The sequence below is a fragment of the Phyllobacterium sp. 628 genome (genome assembly GCF_014189505.1).
Lineage (GTDB): Bacteria > Pseudomonadota > Alphaproteobacteria > Rhizobiales > Rhizobiaceae > Phyllobacterium.
On sequence record NZ_CP050300.1, the window covers coordinates 270,195 to 288,190 of the forward strand.

Sequence of the window (17,996 nt, forward strand, 5' to 3'; positions counted from 1 at the left end):
GGTCAGCCCTCCTTCAGCCAGAAGGTGTCGGGCATATAGATTCCGAGATAGCAAGTCGGATCAAACCCGTAGAGGCCCTTCTCAGGGACATTCTGCAAACGGGATGATCGCATGATGGGCTGCAACGTTCCGTTGACCAGCCCAATGGAGAACACTTGATCGGTGAAAATCGACAGCATCTTATGCCATATTTCCGTGCGCTCCTGCATATGCGCGGATTTGCGCCACTGGTGCTGCAGGGCAAGAAGCTCCACTGCCGCCGGCAGATCGGGCGCTTCACCATTCTGCCCGAGTGAAAGATAATGTCTGCCCCAGACCGGCCACTGGTATTGATCGTCCATGGTTGGGGCCAACTGTCCGGGATTCATATCCGGCGTAGCAACGCCATTGGCAATGCCATACCAGATCGACATCATGATCCGGCCACCCTGCGCCCGGCTGCGGAAAATATCGCGCTGCGACGTGCGCGTGTACAGTGCCAGGCCAAGCTTGCGCCAATGATCCGTCACGAGTTCGAGTACGTCCGTATCGAGCGTACTCTCGCCGGGTGACTCTATTGTAATCTCAGCAGGGCGGCCATCGGGTAAAAGGCGGACGCCGTCATCATTGCGGTTCTGCATACCCAACTCATCGAGCAGGGCATTGGCCTTATCAGGATTGTGTTCAATCCAGGCTTTGGCATATTCGGGTTTATAGAGCGGGCTTTCCGGCAATACCGTATCGGCACTTGGCGTTCCAAGGCCGTAGAATACCGCCATATTGATTTCGTGCCGGTCAGTACCCAGCGATAGGGCACGGCGGAAGCGCACATCCCGGAACAGATTACGCCAGCCATCATCCACGTAATTCAAATTGGGCACGATCGCAACGCGCGAGCCACGGATCATCTTCCACAGGTCGACTTTCACCGGGTAACGTTTTTCCGCATCCTTCAGGAAGGTATAATCGGTGAAATCCACACCCGTCGCCTGCAGATCGCTTTCGCCTGCACCCGCCTTGGCCGGAATGATTGACGATGAACTGACATTCAGGATGAAACGGTCGATATAGGGCAATTGCCGCCCATTCTCGTCCACGCGATGAAAGAACGGATTGCGATCAAAAACAAATTGTTCGGCTGGCGACGTCGTTGTATTGACCCATGGATCAAGCACCGGCAGTTCCGGATTTTCCGGACGATATTGCCGCGCCATCTTGATGTGAAGGTCCGCCCATTTCTTGACCCGGTTTTCCTTCATCAGGGCCTGAAGCCGGAACTTGTCCTGATAGTCCTTGTGGAATTTCTTCAAATAGGCTGACGGGCCAACAATAACCAATGCCTGCGGGGCAGCGAGCGTGGGAAGAAAGTCAGGGTTGGGCGCTTCCCAGGAATAACGAACCGTCAGCGGATCGATGACTTCAAACTTGGGCAGCTTTCCGTCAATACGCAGCTCAAGCGCACCACCACCCGGTGTCAAATCCGCATTCAGAAGGACATCATTCCACCAATAGCTGAAATCATCCGCGGTCAATGGCGAGCCATCAGACCATCTATGGCCTTCACGAATCCGGAAGGTGAAAACCGTATCATTTTCCGATTCGAACGATTCAAGCACGTCAGGGCGCAAGACAAGATGCTCGTCATAGCCGACCAGACGGGCATAGCCATAGATCGTCATGAAGCGGATATCTTTTCCGCTGCCAATAATGGTGCGGACTGTTCCGCCATATTGGCCGGGAACACGGCCGATTTCCTTCATGTTGATGATACGCGGGTGCTTCGGCAAACGCTGTACCAGCGGCGGCAGGCTCGTGGCACGCAGCCGGTCTGCAAGGAATTCCGGCTCGCGTTCGCGATCGGCGGCCTTCACCGTAGCCGGCACCATGGCGGATGCGAGCACACCCAGGACCGTGCGCCGCGTTACCACGCGCGTAATTCCCGTGCATCGGCATTGCGCCTTGCGAGCACCAGATGGCCATTGCCGAGATCGGCCGGTGACAGCGGGTCGTCACTGTCCTCGCCGGAAAAATTCGGTCCCCAGGCGTGCTGATCCGATGCACCGCTGGCCTTCAAAGTTTTGAAGTCGAGGGGACGATCGAGATCGGGGAAGGGCACGGCCGCGAGAAGCGCGCGGGTATAGGGATGCACCGGGTCCCGCAGGATAATTTCGCGCGGGGCAATCTCGACAATACGGCCAGCGCACATCACGGCAATTCGATCCGCCATATAATCGACCACTGCCAGATTATGCGAAATGAAGAGGTAAGTCAGGCCCAATTCCTTCTGCAGATCTTTGAGCAGATTGAGAATCTGCGCCTGTACCGAAACATCCAGCGCCGAGACAGGCTCGTCGCAGATCAGCAATTGCGGCCCGAGCGCCAGCGCCCGCGCGATGCCGATACGCTGCCGCTGCCCACCGGAAAAACTGTGCGGATAGCGATTGAGGTAGCGCTGGTCGAGACCAATGGCCTGCATCAGTGCCCGCACCTTCTCCAGCCGGTACGCCTTGTCGCCGCGACCATGAATTTCCAGCGGCTCGCTCAGAATATTCTGCACCGTCATGCGCGGCGAAAGCGAGGATACCGGATCCTGAAACACCATCTGGATCTTGGTGCGCAGTTCCATCAGTTTTGCACCCTGCGCGGCAAGCACATCGATCTTGCCTTTGCCATCGTCAAACGTGACGGAGCCACCATCGGGCGTAATGGCGCGCATCAGAATTTTGCTGACCGTGGTCTTGCCACAACCGCTCTCACCCACGAGCCCGAGACATTCCCCGCGCCTGATATCGAAGCTGACGCCGTCAACTGCACGAATTCGGGTCTTGTCCTGTTTGCCGAACAATCCGGATTTCCGGATGCCGTAGGTCTTGGTCAGGTTTCGCACTGAGAGCAGGACGTCAGGCGCGGACTCTTCCTGCTTTTTCTTGCCCCACAATGCGCCCGAATTGACCGGCACCTCACGCAAGGCTTTCAGGCGCTCGCCGGGCTTCATATCGAAATGCGGAATAGCGGCCATCAGGCCCTTCAGATAGGGATGCTGCGGATTGCGGAATATCGCATCAACCGGCCCGGCTTCCATGATCTCGCCATGATAGATCACCACCACTTCATCGGCCATGTTGGCAACAACGCCAAGATCATGGGTGATCAACAGCATTGCCATATTGAGCTTGTGCTGGAGATTGCGCAGCAGTTCGAGAATTTGCGCCTGAATGGTCACATCAAGCGCGGTTGTCGGCTCGTCAGCAATCAACAAAGCAGGGCGGCAGATCAGCGCCATGGCGATCATGGCACGCTGGCGCATACCGCCGGACAGCTCAAACGGGTACATGTCATAGGTGCGCTTGGGATTGGAGAACCCCACAAGCCCGAGCATCTCTTCGGTCTGGGACCGGCGTTCGGATTTGGTTGCTTTGGTATGGATTGCCAGAACTTCGCTGATCTGGTTGCCGACCGTGTGCAGCGGCGACAACGAGGTCATTGGTTCCTGAAAGATCTTGGCCATGCGGCTGCCGCGCAGCGCTCTGATTTCAGGCCCATCCCGTTCCAGTTGCAGAATATCGGTGGTTTTCCCGTCAACGGGATCCGTGAACAATATTTTGCCTGTCACCGCAGCCGTATTGGGCAGGATACCCATAACCGATTGGCTGATAACGGATTTTCCGGAACCGGATTCACCAACGAGTGCCGTCACCTTACCCGGAAGGATGCGCAGATTTGCGCCTTTGACGACATGCATACGCCCTCCCAGCATCGAAAACGAGATGCCGAGATTTTCAATACGCAACAGATCAGACCCCGACGTCATGCCAGTTTTTTGTTCCCCAAAGCGCTTTTTATTGCCGCCATTAAACCCAGACTATCTCACGATATACAGTGAGTCCAGTTGGGTCACATGCTGATGACAACACCACCCTGTTGGGGATCGTTTCGGTGCGCCAGCCCTTACAGTACCGGGCAGAATTGCGCATCCATGACATCTTCGCACCGGGGCGAGCGGCGGAAGTCGTCATAATAGAGCGTCCAATTCCTGTCGTCCGCCGCACGATAGGGGCCGAATTTGAAATACTGATTCTTGCCAAGACCTTTGTCGTTGTGACCAATATGACCCTTGATCGTGACAATCCACTTATTGTTGGCAAATATCTCGACATGCCCGGAACCGTCGGGTCCAGGCTTGGTATAAATGGCAAAATCGATCCAGCCGGAACCGGGCGTCGGCAGCTTGTTGCCCCGATCGATCAGCGTGATCGCATTGGTACAGGTGTTGAACTGCTTGCCATCCTGCGGCGTCCAGGTGGAATCCGTCGCCACAAGCGCACGCATCTGGTTGGTGTCCGGCCGCAGCCACACCCGCGTCTGATCATCGCCACATGCCTTGACGGTCGTGGTTCCTTCAGCTTTCAGCGGCGCAATGTAATTGGTTTCGATCGTGGCAAACAATTTGCCCTGATTGAGCCGCAGCGCCAGAAACGGACTGAAATCGCCCACTGCTTTCGGCCCGATTTCCCGTTTCCATTGGGCGATCAGATAACGGTGGTCACCGCTTGGTATCGGATCGGCAAACTTGACGGCAAATCCGTACCAGACACCTTCATTGTAGGGGACACGCTTATCGGTCTTTTCCCAGATTTCGGCCCGTTCGCTGCAGTTGTTTTTTTACACCGGGGCATAATGGTTTGACACTCAGTTTGAGTGCACCCCCGCCTGTCCGCGTCACCTCGGATTGGAATTCGACAGTCCCGGCGCTCTGCTCAAAGTTCTTGCGGTAATAAAGTCCACCGGCAGGCGAAAAATCCTTACCGTCAAAACCATCCACGAGCACATCGCTCTTTGGCTCGGCAGTTGCGGGGGACATGTTTAAACCAGCAAACAAGGCGGCCATCAGGACGATCTTTCGCTTCATTGCATGAACTTCTCCAGAAGGGGCCTCTGATCCTGTATCTTGGCGTCACGGTGCAGCAACATCACCTGTTCGGCTTCTGACAGACCATCATAGGAGACCTCGTCGAAAGCATCCTCCTGAGGCACAGCAATAGACTGTTTCGGCAGAAGAACCGTAACTTTCTGGCCGACACCACGCAATTTCTCTTCGCCCAGTGTCGTCCAGTCGCCGCCACAATAGGTGGCAAATGCCTGGCTGGCGACCACCTCGCGCGAATATTTCTTCGTCAGTCCCTGCAGGCGCTGCACCTCGTTGACCGCCGAGCCGAAGGCGGAAAATGTCAGGCGGTCTTTCAGACCGACATTGCCAAACATGACATTGCCGACATGCAAGCCGATACCGTAACGGACATCGCTCAAACCATCCTTGCGCCGTTCCCTGTTGAGTTCGGAAACGCGGGCCTGCGCCTTGAAGACGGCGGAAAGCGCGGCCTGACAAGCAACTTTCGACGGATCCTTATGCCGTCCGCATGGATAGACGGCGAGAAAACCATCGCCCATGAAGCTCAAAATCTCACCGCCGCCGCGATTGAACGGGGCAGCTATCGCGTCAAAGAAATGATTGAGCGTATCGATATAGGCCTGACGGCCCTCCTTTTCGGCCAACATGGTTGATTGACGCATATCGCCCATAACCAGCGCGGCACGGATGGTTTCGCCATCGCCGCGCCGGATCTGGCCATTCAGCACGCGCTTGCCGGCATTCCCGCCAAGATAGGTCGTCAGCATATTGTCGGCGAGCTTGCCGAGAACCGCCATCTTCGCAGCGACAGCCAGATGATTCTGCAGTTTCAGCAATGCGCCGATCATGCTTTCGCTGAACCCAGCTTTGCTGTCAGTTGACCAGGAACCCATCATGCCTTGCGCGGACTCGCCGCTGAATGGCTGCACAAAGGCCAGATAATCGGTCACTCCCTGCTGCCGCAACTCATCGAATATTGGAAATTCATTGGGTCCATCGGCATCGATACGGCGGCGGACATGTTCAAGATTGTTTGTGAGAAGATAATAATAGGGGCTGAGAAGGAAGCGCTCGGGCTTTTCGCCGGGCGTATGGCGATAACCTTCGACCACGAGACCGCTCGAGCGCTGCCACGTAAAGCCAAGCGCATCGTAAAGCGGGTGGAGCATGGAGAAGGTTAGATGCACGCGGGCCAGCGGCAGACCCGCTGCAGCAATACGTTCACAAAATCCACGCACAATTGTCTCAAGATTTTCACCCGCAAGGGACGAGCGCGTGAGCCAGTCTGCTACCTTATCGAGAAGTATGGTGGAAACATCGGTCTGGTTCGTACTCATCACTCGTCCTGTCCTTGCGAGCCACGTCCAGCCTCAACACGCTGTCCCATGATCGGCCGGGCACGAAAAATCATACCCAAAACAAGCAGATACGGGGGACAGGATGAGCGAACCGGGCACCAGTGTCAACGCCGCCAACGGCGGCGTCAGCTGGAAATGACTGGTCCAATACAACTCATGCGGATGGGTGACGGGCGGTCCTCTTTGAATACCCTGTTGTTCTATCTTTGAAATGGGCATGTCATCGATCCGAAACAATAGAGCGTCACGGGATAATTGCCTCCGCGAAGTCACTCTCCTGACAGCCTCCTGTCAGGAGAGCAGCAGGCAATTGCAATGACTGTATCGTTCGTTGTAAATATTGCAGCCGCTTGGTTTCAAAGGAGACACAGCATGGACCGATTCACGGGCGGGTGCCTGTGCGGAAACGTCCGAATTGTGGCATCAGGACCTCCATACCGGGTCGGCCTTTGTCACTGTCTCGACTGCCGCAAGCATCATGGGGCGCTTTTTCACGCTTCCGCGATATTCCCTCAGGATGCGGTGACAATTAGTGGCGAAACGCGGGACTATGCCGGGCGGTTTTTTTGTCCTAACTGCGGCTCGCCGGTTTTTGCGCGCACTGCAGATGAAATCGAAGTGAATCTGGGATCCCTGGATGCCCCTGACCAACTGATACCAACCTACGAACTCTGGACCATCCGCCGCGAGGCCTGGTTGCCACAATTTCCGCTGATGCGGCGATACGACCGCGACCGTGATGCCACGAGTCGTTTTGAAGAGTAAGTCGCATCTGTCACTACATCGGCATCGCATAGCTTTGATTGCATCACCTGTTTGTGACACGGGTGACCCCACGCCCCTTGCTTGACAGTTGTGTGCGGGCAAGCCATCTAAACCGGACAAATTCCGGGCCTGCTTTATGGCCTCAATCGCATCCGCCGAGGCGGCATGCCTCGCAAAGAAGAGATCGCCTTGGCCGTTTCCTCCTCTCCCTTCACAGCGCTTTCAACAAAGATCGAAAACGGGACAGCCCACGCCGGTGTCATCGGCCTCGGTTACGTTGGTCTTCCCCTTGCCATAACGCTGGCCCATAGCGGGTTCCCGGTGACGGGTTTTGATATTGATCCGAAGAAGATCGTTGCTCTGGATGCGGGCAGCTCCTACATCGAAGCGGTGACTGACAGCGCCCTTGCGACGGAAGCAGGGCAGGGCCGGTTCCGCTCGACCAGCGATTTTGCCGGGCTCGCCAATTGTGATGTGATCATCATTTGCGTGCCAACCCCGCTCACCAAGCACCGTGATCCCGATCTGTCTTTCGTCGAAGCCACCTGCCATTCCATCGCGGCGACATTGCGCCCCGGCCAATTGATCGTACTGGAGTCGACCACCTATCCCGGCACCACCGATGACGTCGTAAAAACCATTCTGGAGAAGACCGGCCTCAAATCAGGCGTGGATTTCTTCCTCGGCTTTTCGCCGGAGCGCGAAGATCCGGGCAACCGTGATTTTCAAACCTCGACCATCCCGAAAATTGTCGCCGGCGATGGGCCGGAAGCGGGCCAGTTGATGCAGGCGTTTTATGGCGCCGCAGTCAAGACTGTCGTCCCGGTCTCCTCCAATGCAACGGCCGAAGCCGTCAAGCTCACCGAAAACATCTTTCGCGCAGTCAATATTGCGCTCGTCAATGAGCTCAAGACTGTCTATTCCGCCATGGGCATCGATATCTGGGAAGTCATCGAAGCGGCCAAGACCAAACCCTTCGGCTATATGCCGTTCTATCCGGGACCCGGACTGGGCGGACATTGCATACCGATCGATCCGTTTTATCTCACCTGGAAGTCGCGCGAATACGAGTTGCCGACGCGCTTCATCGAACTGGCGGGCGAGATCAATTCCGCCATGCCGCGCTATGTTGTCGGTAAGCTGGCCGAAGCGCTGGATATGCGTGCCGGCAAGGCATTGAGCCGTTCCCGCGTGCTTGTTCTCGGGCTAGCCTACAAGAAGAACGTGCCGGACATCCGCGAAAGCCCATCGCTGCGCCTGATCGAGCTTATCGAGGAGCGCGGAGGCAGGGCGGACTATCACGATCCCTTCGTCGCCGAGATTCCGTCCACCCGCGAGTATATGGCGCTGAAAGGCCGTTCTTCGGTGGATCTCGATGAAAAGACCGTGAGGTCTTACGACGCCATACTGGTTTCAACCGATCATGACGGCGTGGATTATGCAGCGCTGGCGAAGTGGTCGCCATTGATTGTCGATACCCGCAATATCTTCACCAAGCTCGGCCTTGCAGCCGAACACATCGTCAAGTCCTGAGGAAGCCGTTCAGGCAAGCTTCGCCTTGAGATTGCTCGCCGCCATAGCGTAGCCGCCCGCCGCGCCATCAATGAAATGGATGTGGTTGCGTGACATGGGCGTTGGTACGAAACAGGTCATCAGCGCGGAGTCCTGTTTGTGCAGGCCATAGCGGGCAATCCCGGCCTTGGAAGCGTTTTCAAGCAGCGTTTCGATGCGGCGCAGCCGTGCCGCATCGATATCAATGGTCATTTTGAGACCATCGTCGAACTTCCGGAAATCTGAATTCTGCGCCACATCACGTTTGTATTGTTTCGGATCAAACGTTCCCAGCTTAAGACCCAATCTGTCGAGCGCGACGGTCAGGAAAATTTGGCCAAGAATGGCAATTTTTCGCAGAAAACGCTTTCCCTTGGGTGCAGAAGCCCGCGCTTCCGTATCGAGACCCTTTGTCGTTACCGTTATGGGCGGCCCCTCCTCGGGCAGGGGATGCGCACCACGGTTTTGTTCGGCGGCAATGGCAACGATTTCACTGACAAGGTGCTGGAATGGCGCACTGGCGCCTGCGTCCCCGGGAACAGCAATAATCGACAGGATTTCACCGTTGCGCGCCTGTATCGGATTCCAGCGGCAGGAGAGACCTGTCAGATCAGGCCGTGTTCCCGCTTGAGCCGCCGCAATGGCATATTTCCCGGCTTTCATTTGCGCCTCGGCCCAACTGCTGCCGCCACCGGTGAACATGGCATAAAAAACGTCCGGACTGGCGCTGAAGCGGGCAACGCGCACCTCAAGACCTTGGGCCTTGATGTCACGCATTGGCACGAGCGCAGCGCGCAGCGTCAATTGCAGATCGTCGTGCACCCAGGCCTGAACGGCTGCAAGCGCTTCTCTGGCCTGCTCGGTCGCGGAGGCGGGTATTGCGACCAAGGCACCATCACCGCCAAAGACAAATGGATAGTCACGCTTGCCAAGCGCATTGAGCAGGGCGGAAATAACACTTGCACCGGCCATGTTCACGGCTTTGTAGCGGCCTTCCCCGATTGCTTTGGTCGAGCCGACAATGTCCGCCGTCGCCAGCATCCAGTCATCCGGAAGCGGTTTATAATTGTTCGTATCCGCCACACCCTCGAATTCAACGAAGACCGGAAGTGTATCGAAGAAATTGTCGTTTGAAATATCACCCATGAGAAGGAACTAGCATATTCTCAAGGCACAGGCGACGAAGGAAAAACACGGCGCCAAATGAATACTCGCATGGGGGTTTCCGAGGCCAGCCAAATACCTCATGCAATGTGCAAAAAGGATAAAATACAAATGCGCGCGTCGGTTGTACTTGCGATTACTTCTTGATTAGATGAATACGGAAACTGACTGATTCTTGAGGGAAAATGACTGAAACCATCATCAAGCTCAACAAAATACAGACATTTACCGTATGGTTTGCTACGAATAGCACAGACAACCACAGATTGCGGCCTGAGTGAGGTCTATCTCAAACAACCGGAGATTGTTTTTTACAGTAAATATGTGAAAAACTGCAAATACAATTGTTCATCGACTTGTCTGTCTGCTGGTCTCGTGCAAGCATGGAGAAGCTGTTAAATCCCTGAAAATAAAAGCTATCCGAAATCCAAAAAATCCCGCTACGGGCCCTGACAAATCGTTGGGGTAAGAGGAATGACGTGTATCCAATGAATCTTGAACTGACTCATTTTCCCGACTTTCAGAAGGGTCTGTTCAAAGAAACTGTCGCCGGTGACACACTTGAGATGCTCAGGGACGTCAAGCACCAGGTCGACTGTCAATATCTTGCCCATATAGGCCATCCTGAGCCCCGTCCGGGCGCTGATGTGGTGGACGAGCATCTGCCGCTCCTGACCACATACCCGGTCAGCTGGATGCTGCGCTATTTCGCCAAGGACTACATCAAGATCGATCCCATCATGCAGGGAATGTCGTTGTTTCCGCCCCGTGCCGATGCGCCGGGCACAATTCGCAACCTGACTTCGGAGCCAGCCCTCGCACCCGCTGCCACGCATTACTTCCGGGACGCGCAAAGACGTGGCCTCGGCAATCTTTATCTTGCCGTTTGCGCGACCAATCCCTTCGGATTCAGGGGCATCACACTCTTTACGTTCGACACTGGCGATGAGGATCAGACAGCTTTCATCGAGCGCAAACGCAAGCAATTGTCAGCCGCATCGGCGCGGGTTCACAATGCGTTGCATGGCAGCCGTAATCCAGCCCTTGCCGCCATCATTGCCAATCTTCTAACCAAACGTGAAATCGACTGCCTCTTCTGGGCGGCAAACGGCAAGACGGATGGTGAGATTGGCGAAATATTGAATATTGCTCGCTGGACAGTCGTTACCTATCTGCAGAACGCCAAGAACAAGCTGGGCTGTTCCAACCGGACCTCAACCGTAGCAACGGCGCTCGCACTCGGCGTCATCGATATTCCGGCAGTTGCCAAGGCCTATCTCTAAAGCGATTCTGCTAAAGCAAATTTTGTTTGAACGTCGCCGGGGTGTCCGCAGATGTCAGCTTTGGCAGACGCGCATTTTCAAATGCTTCGGCCAGGAGTGCCGTATTATGCGCAGGGGTCTGGCCCGCCACGGCAAACCGCACGTGATGCAGGTCAATCTCTTCGCCTTCCGAGGATAATGTCAGGCGGAAATAGGCGTTCACACCCATATTCTTGAACTCAAGATCCAGCATCACCTTGGGCGATGTATTCCAGTCAAGTTTATATTCTCCGCCAAGGCCAAACGTTAAAGTATCGGGATAGAAAGTCAGCTCTGTTGCAGAGTTGACGATATCAGCAATATTGCCAAACAACTCACATCGTATGAATGCAATATAGTCAGCGACCTCAACGAGACGAATATCCCGTATGACCTCTGTCATTTGGCTCGAGATTATCTCGACCCGAGTTGCCGAATATTGCGTTCTCTTCATCTGTGTACCCGACCAAGGCGTCAACATTATTTACGACGCACATTAACGAATTGAATAAGTTCCGCCACTGCTTTGTAAAATTCTGGCGCAATAGCATTGTTAACTTGAACTTGCTTATACAATGCCCGTGCCAATGCTACATTTTCAAAAACCGGTATGTCACTTGCTTGGGCAATTTCCCTGATCTTCAAAGCAATCAGATCCTGCCCCTTGGCAACAACAATAGGCGCCGGATCCTTCTCCGGGCTGTAGCGGAGAGCAACCGAGAAGTGTGTCGGATTTGCGACGATCAGCGTGGCAGTTGGAACAGAGGCAATCATCCGCTGGCGGGCTCTGTTGCGGCCCAGTGAGCGCAGGCGCGCCTTCAGGATCGGATCGCCTTCGGCCTGCTTGTGTTCGTCCTTGATTTCCTGCTTTGTCATGCGTAGTTCGCTGCGCCAATGAATGCGCGTCCAGGCAAGATCGAAAGCGGCCAGTGCGGTCACGGCTATGGTCACCGATGCCAAAAGCCGTGTGATATTGCTGCGAATAAGCTCCGGCAGCTGGCTCGGCTCGGTTATAATCGTGTCGATGAAGAAATGGCTGCTGCGGAAGAACATCATGAACACGATGACGCTGGCGGCGAAGAACTTGAACGTCGATTTCAGAAACTCCACCCGTCCTGCCGAACCGAAAATGCGCGTCCATCCCTTGGCGGGTGATACACGGGAGAATTGCGGCTGGATGCGATCGAAGACCATGCGCGGCGCGTTCTGCAGGACTGACGCCAAAATACCGGCAAGCGGTATGATGATGAACACCGGAACCAGCGCTGTGCCCACGGCGATACCAATGATACCGAACAACTGCCTTGCATCCTGCGCACTGTTGAGCCGCCATTCCTCCGGCTTGTCGATCAGGGCCGACAGGAAGGAAACAAGTTTTGAACCGCTGGGAACAGCGACAAAAACCATGATGATCAGAAACGCGACAATGGAAGCGAGAATGGGCGCTTCCCGCGAGACGGGAAGATTGCCCTTCTCGACCGCATCACTGATTTTCTTCTCAGTGGCTTCCTCGGTTTTGCTTTCCTTGTCAGTATCGTCTGACATGGCTCAGAGGATCACGTTTCGGGTTCTTGCGGCTCGAGTTTGATATCTCCCCGCTCGGCAAGAGTGATAGCGGTGCGCGCAATCGAGCGGCGTGCTTCGGTGACCGTGTTGGCGTTGATGTTCGTCTGGCTCGACAACTCGGTTTCGACCATGCGGCGGCCGCGGGTCGACAGGGATTGAAGAATGAGTTCCTGCAGCCGTGGCTCGCAACCGTGCAGCGCAGAGGTAACCACATCCGTCTGGATTTCATCGAAGAGAATGAGCCGTGCGCGTTGCGATATGCGGATAATATCTTCGAAAGTGAACAGCTTGGCCTTGATCTTGGCAAGGTCCTCGGCACCCAGATCGGTGAGGCCCGCGAGCAATTCGTCGATTTCCGCTTTTTCCAGCTGGTTGATAATATTGGCAATGGTGCCGTGATGGCTCTTTTCTGAGCCTGAATTGTCTTTGCCGGTGACCTCGCGCTGCAGGATTGCTTCCAGCATGGCTATGGCAGACGGACCGACCTTACGAATGTGCAAAGTGCGCTGGATGATTGTGCTGCGCTCCTGCGGCGCAAAACTGATCAGCAGCCGTGCGGCTACATCGGAGGGCAGGCGGGAAATGATATAGGCTGTGACCTGAGGGTGCTGCGCCGATAGATAGGTTTGCAGGACATCGAGCGGAACGCGGGGGAGAATGTCCCAGACGGATTCCTGTGTCAGCAATTCCGGGCGGCGGTTTTCAATGACTGCACTGGCATCTTCCGCTGACAGCGTTTCGCGCAGCAGCCCTTCAAAGCGCATTCCGGCCTCGGATACCGGCGCGCCATCGGCAAAGGCGTTTTCAAATTCCTTGACCAGCTCTTCGAAATTCCCCGGTGTGATTGGCTCAAGCTTGCGCGCGTGACCGGCAAGCGAACGCAGATCATCCGCCGTGAAGTGCTTGAGAAGCCGTGATGCGGATGGGCGGCCAATCGCCACGAGCAATGCCGCCACCTTTTCCGGACCACTGAGATCCTGAATGGTGTTTTCGCCTTGAGGTGTATCTTGATCGCTCATGCGGTCCGGCTTCTCGAGATTTCAGAGGAAGAGTACAAAGACGGGGGCAGCGAATTAACCGCCGCTGCCGATCACTTCAGTCAGGCTGACGCCAAAGCGCGATGAATCATCCTCAAGGACGATAACTTCACCCCGGGCTATAACCCGGCCATTGACGACGATATCCACGGGATCACCGATCTGCTTGTCGAGTGTGACAACCGCGCCGCGCCCCAGCTTCATCAGATTGGCCACCGGCATTGACGTGCTGCCAAGCACCACCTGCACGTCGACCGGAATGCCCATGATAAGATCGATATTGGGCTTTGACCCGGCAGGCTTGCGCGCCTGCTGTGGCTCATCGCGTTTGAGATCTTCGATGGCTTCGTTGAGCTCGTCTTCGATCGAATTTTTGTCGGATATGGCCATGATATGAAATCCCGGTCAGAGCAGGGGTTAAAGGACGACGCTTGCCACATCGGCGCTACGGACGATGCGGTTGACGAAAACGGGCAGGACTTTTGCCGGAGCAGCGGGCTGAACCGGAACAGCAGGCGGCGCAGCAGCGGCGGGCTGGGCAACAGAAGCCGGAGCTGCGTTTCGCTGCGCTGGATCGATGGCCGGGAATGGGCGGACATTGTCCTTGAACTCGTTTCTGGCACGTTCAACCAGATGAATGGTCCGTGTCATTTCGGTTCGTGCCCGATCGGAATCCTTGAGTTTGGCTTCCAGCCGCACGCTTTCATCCCGGCAGGTTTCGCGCTCGTTCTGCAGAAGCTGCAGCGCCTGCTCGAGGCTCTTGGCTGAACCGGCCACCTGCTGCGCCAAGGCGCGACTCATCGCCGTCAACTTGTTGGCTTTGCGCAGGGTAACGAAAAAGACGATCAGGCCCGTGGTTATCACGGCCACCGAAATGAGATTAGCCAGCAGCAAGCTCATCGAGCAAATCCTCCTCTTCATTGATCGGGTCAGTAATACGCACGGTAAAGGCAGTACCGGTCTTGCCAAGACGGCACTTGTAGAGTGCCTGTTTGCCACTGCGCAGACGCACCTGATTGATGGCGTCTTTTGGCAGTTGCAGGATTTGTCCAGGCTTGAGCAAAGCAATCTGCTCGAGCGTCATCGATCCCTGCTGCAGATAGGCTTCAATATCGATATGGGCGCGGCTGACTTCGAGCCGCAGCTTTTTCGCCCAGGTCGGGTCTGAATGATGCGCCGGCTGCTGCAGCATGCGCGCAATGGCATCCTGCATGGGCCGGAAACTTGAGCGCGGCATCATAATGATGATTTGCCCCACCCGTCCGCCAACCTTCAGCAGCATCGTGCAGCAGATCATACGGGTATCGGTAACTGTTGTGGGAGCAAAGTGGGCAGCCTCGATGAGGTCCGCGACCTGAAAGAGCGCCTCGTTGCCGCTTGCAAACATATGATCAAGCGAGCCCGTCACATCGGAAAAGATTTGCCGGGCAACACCCAGATCAACCGACGTCATCGCCCGTTGCGGGGCAACACTATCCTGGCTTGCACCGGAGCCGAACAGCGCATCGACGCCGCAATCAACAAACGCCCGGTCGGCGGCGAGTAGCAGGCGTGAACCCCATTTGACCACCTGCACCGTTCCAATCAGACCCGAGCGCAGCAATGTATTGGCGATGGCGTCCTTCTCGATGGATTCCATGCGGACAAATTCCGCCGAAATGGCCACATCGGTCTGCGCAGCTATTTTACCGGCAAAAGATGTTGCCAGATCGCGAAACACTGTTTCAAGCGACTTGAGATCATCAACCGACATGCCGGCAGCGCGCAGAATGCTTTCTGCCAGGACATCAGGTCTTTTCTGTTCCGTCTCGACATCCATGGCTCAGCCTATGCCGCCTGCTGCATGGGGATGGTCGAGATCGTTTCCTGCTCGACCACATCAATTGACGGGCGATCATAGGCCGAAATTGTCTTGCGGCCATATTCCAGCGCGATCTGTGGTAGAGCGCCATTCATATAGGCCAGCAATGTCTGCTTGACGATCATATAGAGCCGGTTCTGCTTCTCGCGCGTCATCTTGATCTTGGTGGCGATGGGGCCGACCACACCATAGGACAGGAAGATACCGGCAAAGGTTCCAACCAGCGCCGCGCCGATCAGATGCCCGAGCACTTCGGGCGATTCGTTCAACGCGCCCATGGCCTTGATGACGCCAAGCACGGCCGCGACAATACCAAGCGCGGGCAGGCCTTCGGAAATACTGACCATGGCATGGTAAGGCTTCAGCTTGTCGCGCGAGATCGTATGGATTTCTTCGTCCATCAGCGCTTCGATTTCGTGCGAGCGGGCATTGCCGATGATGATCAAGCGGCAATAATCGCAGATGAAATGCGTCAGGTCATGGTTCTTGAGAACACTTGGAAATGCCTGAAAAATGGTTGATTCCGTTGGATTGTCGATGTGAACTTCAACTTCATTGCGGGATTTCGCCCGCAACTCGCGCATCAGCGCATAGAGAACACCGAGAACGTCGAGATAATCGCGCTGTTTGGGTACCTTGTTGGTGAAGGCTTCCATGCAGGCGCGGCCGGTATCCTTGACTGCCGAGAAGGGATTGGCAACGAGGAAGGTGCCGAGCGCCGAACCGCCGATGATGACGAATTCCCATGGCTGCATAAGAACGCTGACATGCCCGCCCATGGCGATAAACCCGCCAAGGAGACACCCCATCGTTACAACAAGTCCAATAAGGATACCCAAAGCACTCTCCTGCAAATATTGCCAGCAGTGCAGAGGTAGCAAGTCCGGCTTGCGTGAACCTTGCAGGCAATGACAGGCTCATTTCAGCAGCAGACAACAGCGACAGCTTCAGGCAAGCTTGATTTGGCAAAGATATGCGAAAGCTTTGGGAGCGCCGCGCATGGTTAGCACGATGACGAGTTACAAGTTGATCTCTTCCAACCTGCCGCGTTCGCTCGATCGCGTCGCGAAGGAACCGGCCGTTCAGCGTGATACCGACTATTACCTGAAGAACATCGGCAAGGTGAAAACCATCGATGATCTCATGAAAAATGACCGGCTTTACAAATATGCCATGAAGGCGGCTGGTCTCGAGGACATGACATTTGCCAAGGCATTCATCAAGAAGGTTCTCACCGAGGGCACCGGCAAGGACAGTTTCGCCAGCAAGTTGACCGACAAACGCTACCTTGAATTTGCCACGACATTCGATTTCGCCAAGCTTGGCGACAAGGCGACGAGCCAGCCAGCCGTGCTCAAGCCGGTTACGGACAAATACGCGCGGCAGACACTCGAACAGGAAGCCGGTCAACAGAATGAAGGCGTCCGGCTTGCGCTCTATTTTGCCCGCAAGGCACCGACGATCACCAATGCCTATGAAATCCTTGGCGACAAGGCTTTGCTGAAGGTCTTCCAGACGACGTTTTCGATTCCAACGCAAACCTCCAACATGGATATTGACCGGCAGGCCAAGATGGTCACCGACAAACTGGATCTGGCATCACTGAAGGATCCGGTAAAACTGGAAAAGCTCCTGACGCGATTTACAGCGATGTATGAAATGAACAATCCCTCGTCTGCGCCCAGTATCGCATCCCTGCTGATCGGCGGGCAAAGCAATGTCGGCATCTCGCAGGATATTCTCGCAACATTGCAATCCTTCAAGCTGGGTGGCCGCTGATGGAAAATTCAATCTATGTCGGCCTGTCATCGCAGATATCGCTGGAGCGTCGCCTCGATGCGCTGGCTCACAATGTTGCGAACATGTCGACGCCAGGTTTCCGCGCCACGGGCATGAAGTTCGAAACGATGGTGTCGAAAGCCGCCGAGGATTCCAGCTTCGTTTCCGCCGGTCAGAGCTATATCAAGACCGATGCAGGCCCAATCAGCCCAACAGGCAATCCACTTGATATCGCAGCTAAGGGCGACGTCTGGTTTTCCCTGCAGACACCTGCCGGCCAGGTCTTTACCCGCGACGGGCGAATGCAGATGTCAGCGACGGGTGAGCTTCTCTCGGTCAAGGGCTATTCGTTTCTCGATGCGGGTGGTCAACCCTTGACGATTGACCCGAATGGCGGACCGCCGGACATTTCAGCTGATGGCGCGATTTACCAGAACAAGCGTCAGATTGGAACGATCGGGCTGTTCACCATCAATCCCAACGCGAAGCTGACCTATTTCGACAATTCGGCTGTCATTCCGAGCATTACCGCTCAGCCGGCAATCGACAACCCGCATGCGGGGGTTATTCAAGGCTCGATCGAAGGTTCAAACGTCGATGCTATCAGCGAAATGACGCGGCTTATGAGTGTCACGCGTGCCTTCGAACGGATTGATTCATTGTTGCGCGGCAACGAAAACACCTTTTCCGAAGGCATCAAGACCCTCGGATCAAAAACCTGATGCG

General features: G+C 55.4%; 16 protein-coding genes and 1 pseudogene. 5 read left to right on the top strand and 12 right to left on the bottom strand.

Annotated elements, in window-relative coordinates; translation table 11 throughout:
* Window positions 1–2: 2 nt before the first annotated feature.
* The 4 genes and pseudogenes from HB779_RS01210 to HB779_RS01225 all read right to left on the bottom strand — a co-directional run bounded on the left by HB779_RS01210 (window position 3) and on the right by HB779_RS01225 (window position 6,225).
* A complete protein-coding gene (locus HB779_RS01210; RefSeq protein WP_188342279.1) occupies window positions 3–1,907 on the bottom strand; it encodes an ABC transporter substrate-binding protein in 1,905 nt (634 codons plus the stop codon).
* Window positions 1,901–3,790 carry an ABC transporter ATP-binding protein gene (locus tag HB779_RS01215; RefSeq protein WP_188342280.1) on the bottom strand — a complete coding sequence of 630 codons (1,890 nt, stop codon included), beginning with the start codon at window positions 3,788–3,790 and terminating at the stop codon, window positions 1,901–1,903. The genes HB779_RS01210 and HB779_RS01215 overlap by 7 nt, the downstream gene beginning before the upstream one ends.
* A 137-nt stretch (window positions 3,791–3,927) precedes the next feature.
* Window positions 3,928–4,888, bottom strand: a pseudogene (locus HB779_RS01220) (polysaccharide lyase).
* Window positions 4,885–6,225, bottom strand: a complete 1,341-nt coding sequence (locus HB779_RS01225) for an adenylate/guanylate cyclase domain-containing protein (protein WP_188342281.1) — start codon at window positions 6,223–6,225, stop codon at window positions 4,885–4,887. Before HB779_RS01225 ends, HB779_RS01220 begins: the two are co-directional and overlap by 4 nt.
* Before the next feature lie 393 nt (window positions 6,226–6,618).
* On the opposite strand from HB779_RS01225, the gene HB779_RS01230 reads away from it, so the two are divergent.
* Both HB779_RS01230 and HB779_RS01235 read left to right on the top strand, forming a co-directional pair.
* Window positions 6,619–7,011, top strand: coding sequence for a GFA family protein (locus tag HB779_RS01230; protein WP_188342282.1), 393 nt, complete (start codon window positions 6,619–6,621; stop codon window positions 7,009–7,011).
* A gap of 165 nt (window positions 7,012–7,176) precedes the next feature.
* Window positions 7,177–8,544, top strand: coding sequence for a nucleotide sugar dehydrogenase (locus HB779_RS01235; protein WP_188342283.1), 1,368 nt, complete (start codon window positions 7,177–7,179; stop codon window positions 8,542–8,544).
* Between the two features lie 9 nt (window positions 8,545–8,553).
* Here the strand turns inward: HB779_RS01235 and HB779_RS01240 are convergent, their stop codons facing one another.
* A complete protein-coding gene (locus HB779_RS01240; protein WP_188342284.1) occupies window positions 8,554–9,708 on the bottom strand; it encodes a DUF3095 domain-containing protein in 1,155 nt (384 codons plus the stop codon).
* Between the two features lie 506 nt (window positions 9,709–10,214).
* Between HB779_RS01240 and HB779_RS01245 the strand changes: the two genes are divergently transcribed.
* Window positions 10,215–11,009, top strand: coding sequence for a helix-turn-helix transcriptional regulator (locus tag HB779_RS01245; protein ID WP_188342285.1), 795 nt, complete (start codon window positions 10,215–10,217; stop codon window positions 11,007–11,009).
* 10 nt (window positions 11,010–11,019) lie between these two features.
* Here HB779_RS01245 and HB779_RS01250 read toward each other — a convergent pair whose 3' ends face one another.
* Genes HB779_RS01250 through motA form a run of 7 tightly spaced genes read right to left on the bottom strand, consistent with a single transcriptional unit; the run spans window position 11,020 to window position 16,330 of the window.
* Window positions 11,020–11,481, bottom strand: coding sequence for a hypothetical protein (locus HB779_RS01250; protein WP_188342286.1), 462 nt, complete (start codon window positions 11,479–11,481; stop codon window positions 11,020–11,022).
* Window positions 11,482–11,507: 26 nt separating this feature from the next.
* Window positions 11,508–12,572 carry a flagellar biosynthesis protein FlhB gene (gene flhB / locus HB779_RS01255; protein ID WP_188342287.1) on the bottom strand — a complete coding sequence of 355 codons (1,065 nt, stop codon included), beginning with the start codon at window positions 12,570–12,572 and terminating at the stop codon, window positions 11,508–11,510.
* Between the two features lie 11 nt (window positions 12,573–12,583).
* The gene (locus HB779_RS01260) at window positions 12,584–13,612 is read right to left on the bottom strand and encodes a flagellar motor switch protein FliG (RefSeq protein WP_188342288.1); all 1,029 of its coding nucleotides are present in this window, start codon (window positions 13,610–13,612) and stop codon (window positions 12,584–12,586) included.
* A 54-nt stretch (window positions 13,613–13,666) separates the two neighbouring features.
* The gene (fliN, locus tag HB779_RS01265) at window positions 13,667–14,020 is read right to left on the bottom strand and encodes a flagellar motor switch protein FliN (protein WP_188342289.1); all 354 of its coding nucleotides are present in this window, start codon (window positions 14,018–14,020) and stop codon (window positions 13,667–13,669) included.
* A 27-nt stretch (window positions 14,021–14,047) separates the two neighbouring features.
* Window positions 14,048–14,530, bottom strand: a complete 483-nt coding sequence (locus HB779_RS01270; protein WP_188342290.1) for a BAB2_0123 family type IV secretion system effector — start codon at window positions 14,528–14,530, stop codon at window positions 14,048–14,050.
* Window positions 14,511–15,449, bottom strand: a complete 939-nt coding sequence (locus tag HB779_RS01275) for a FliM/FliN family flagellar motor switch protein (RefSeq protein ID WP_188342291.1) — start codon at window positions 15,447–15,449, stop codon at window positions 14,511–14,513. The genes HB779_RS01270 and HB779_RS01275 overlap by 20 nt, the downstream gene beginning before the upstream one ends.
* Window positions 15,450–15,457: 8 nt before the next feature.
* Complete coding sequence (gene motA, locus HB779_RS01280; RefSeq protein WP_188342292.1) at window positions 15,458–16,330, bottom strand: flagellar motor stator protein MotA; 873 nt, start codon at window positions 16,328–16,330, stop codon at window positions 15,458–15,460.
* Between the two features lie 160 nt (window positions 16,331–16,490).
* Between motA and HB779_RS01285 the strand changes: the two genes are divergently transcribed.
* Complete coding sequence (locus tag HB779_RS01285) at window positions 16,491–17,270, top strand: DUF1217 domain-containing protein (protein ID WP_188342293.1); 780 nt, start codon at window positions 16,491–16,493, stop codon at window positions 17,268–17,270.
* Complete coding sequence (gene flgF, locus HB779_RS01290; protein ID WP_188342472.1) at window positions 17,267–17,992, top strand: flagellar basal-body rod protein FlgF; 726 nt, start codon at window positions 17,267–17,269, stop codon at window positions 17,990–17,992. The genes HB779_RS01285 and flgF overlap by 4 nt, the downstream gene beginning before the upstream one ends.
* The last annotated feature ends 4 nt before the right edge of the window (window positions 17,993–17,996 follow it).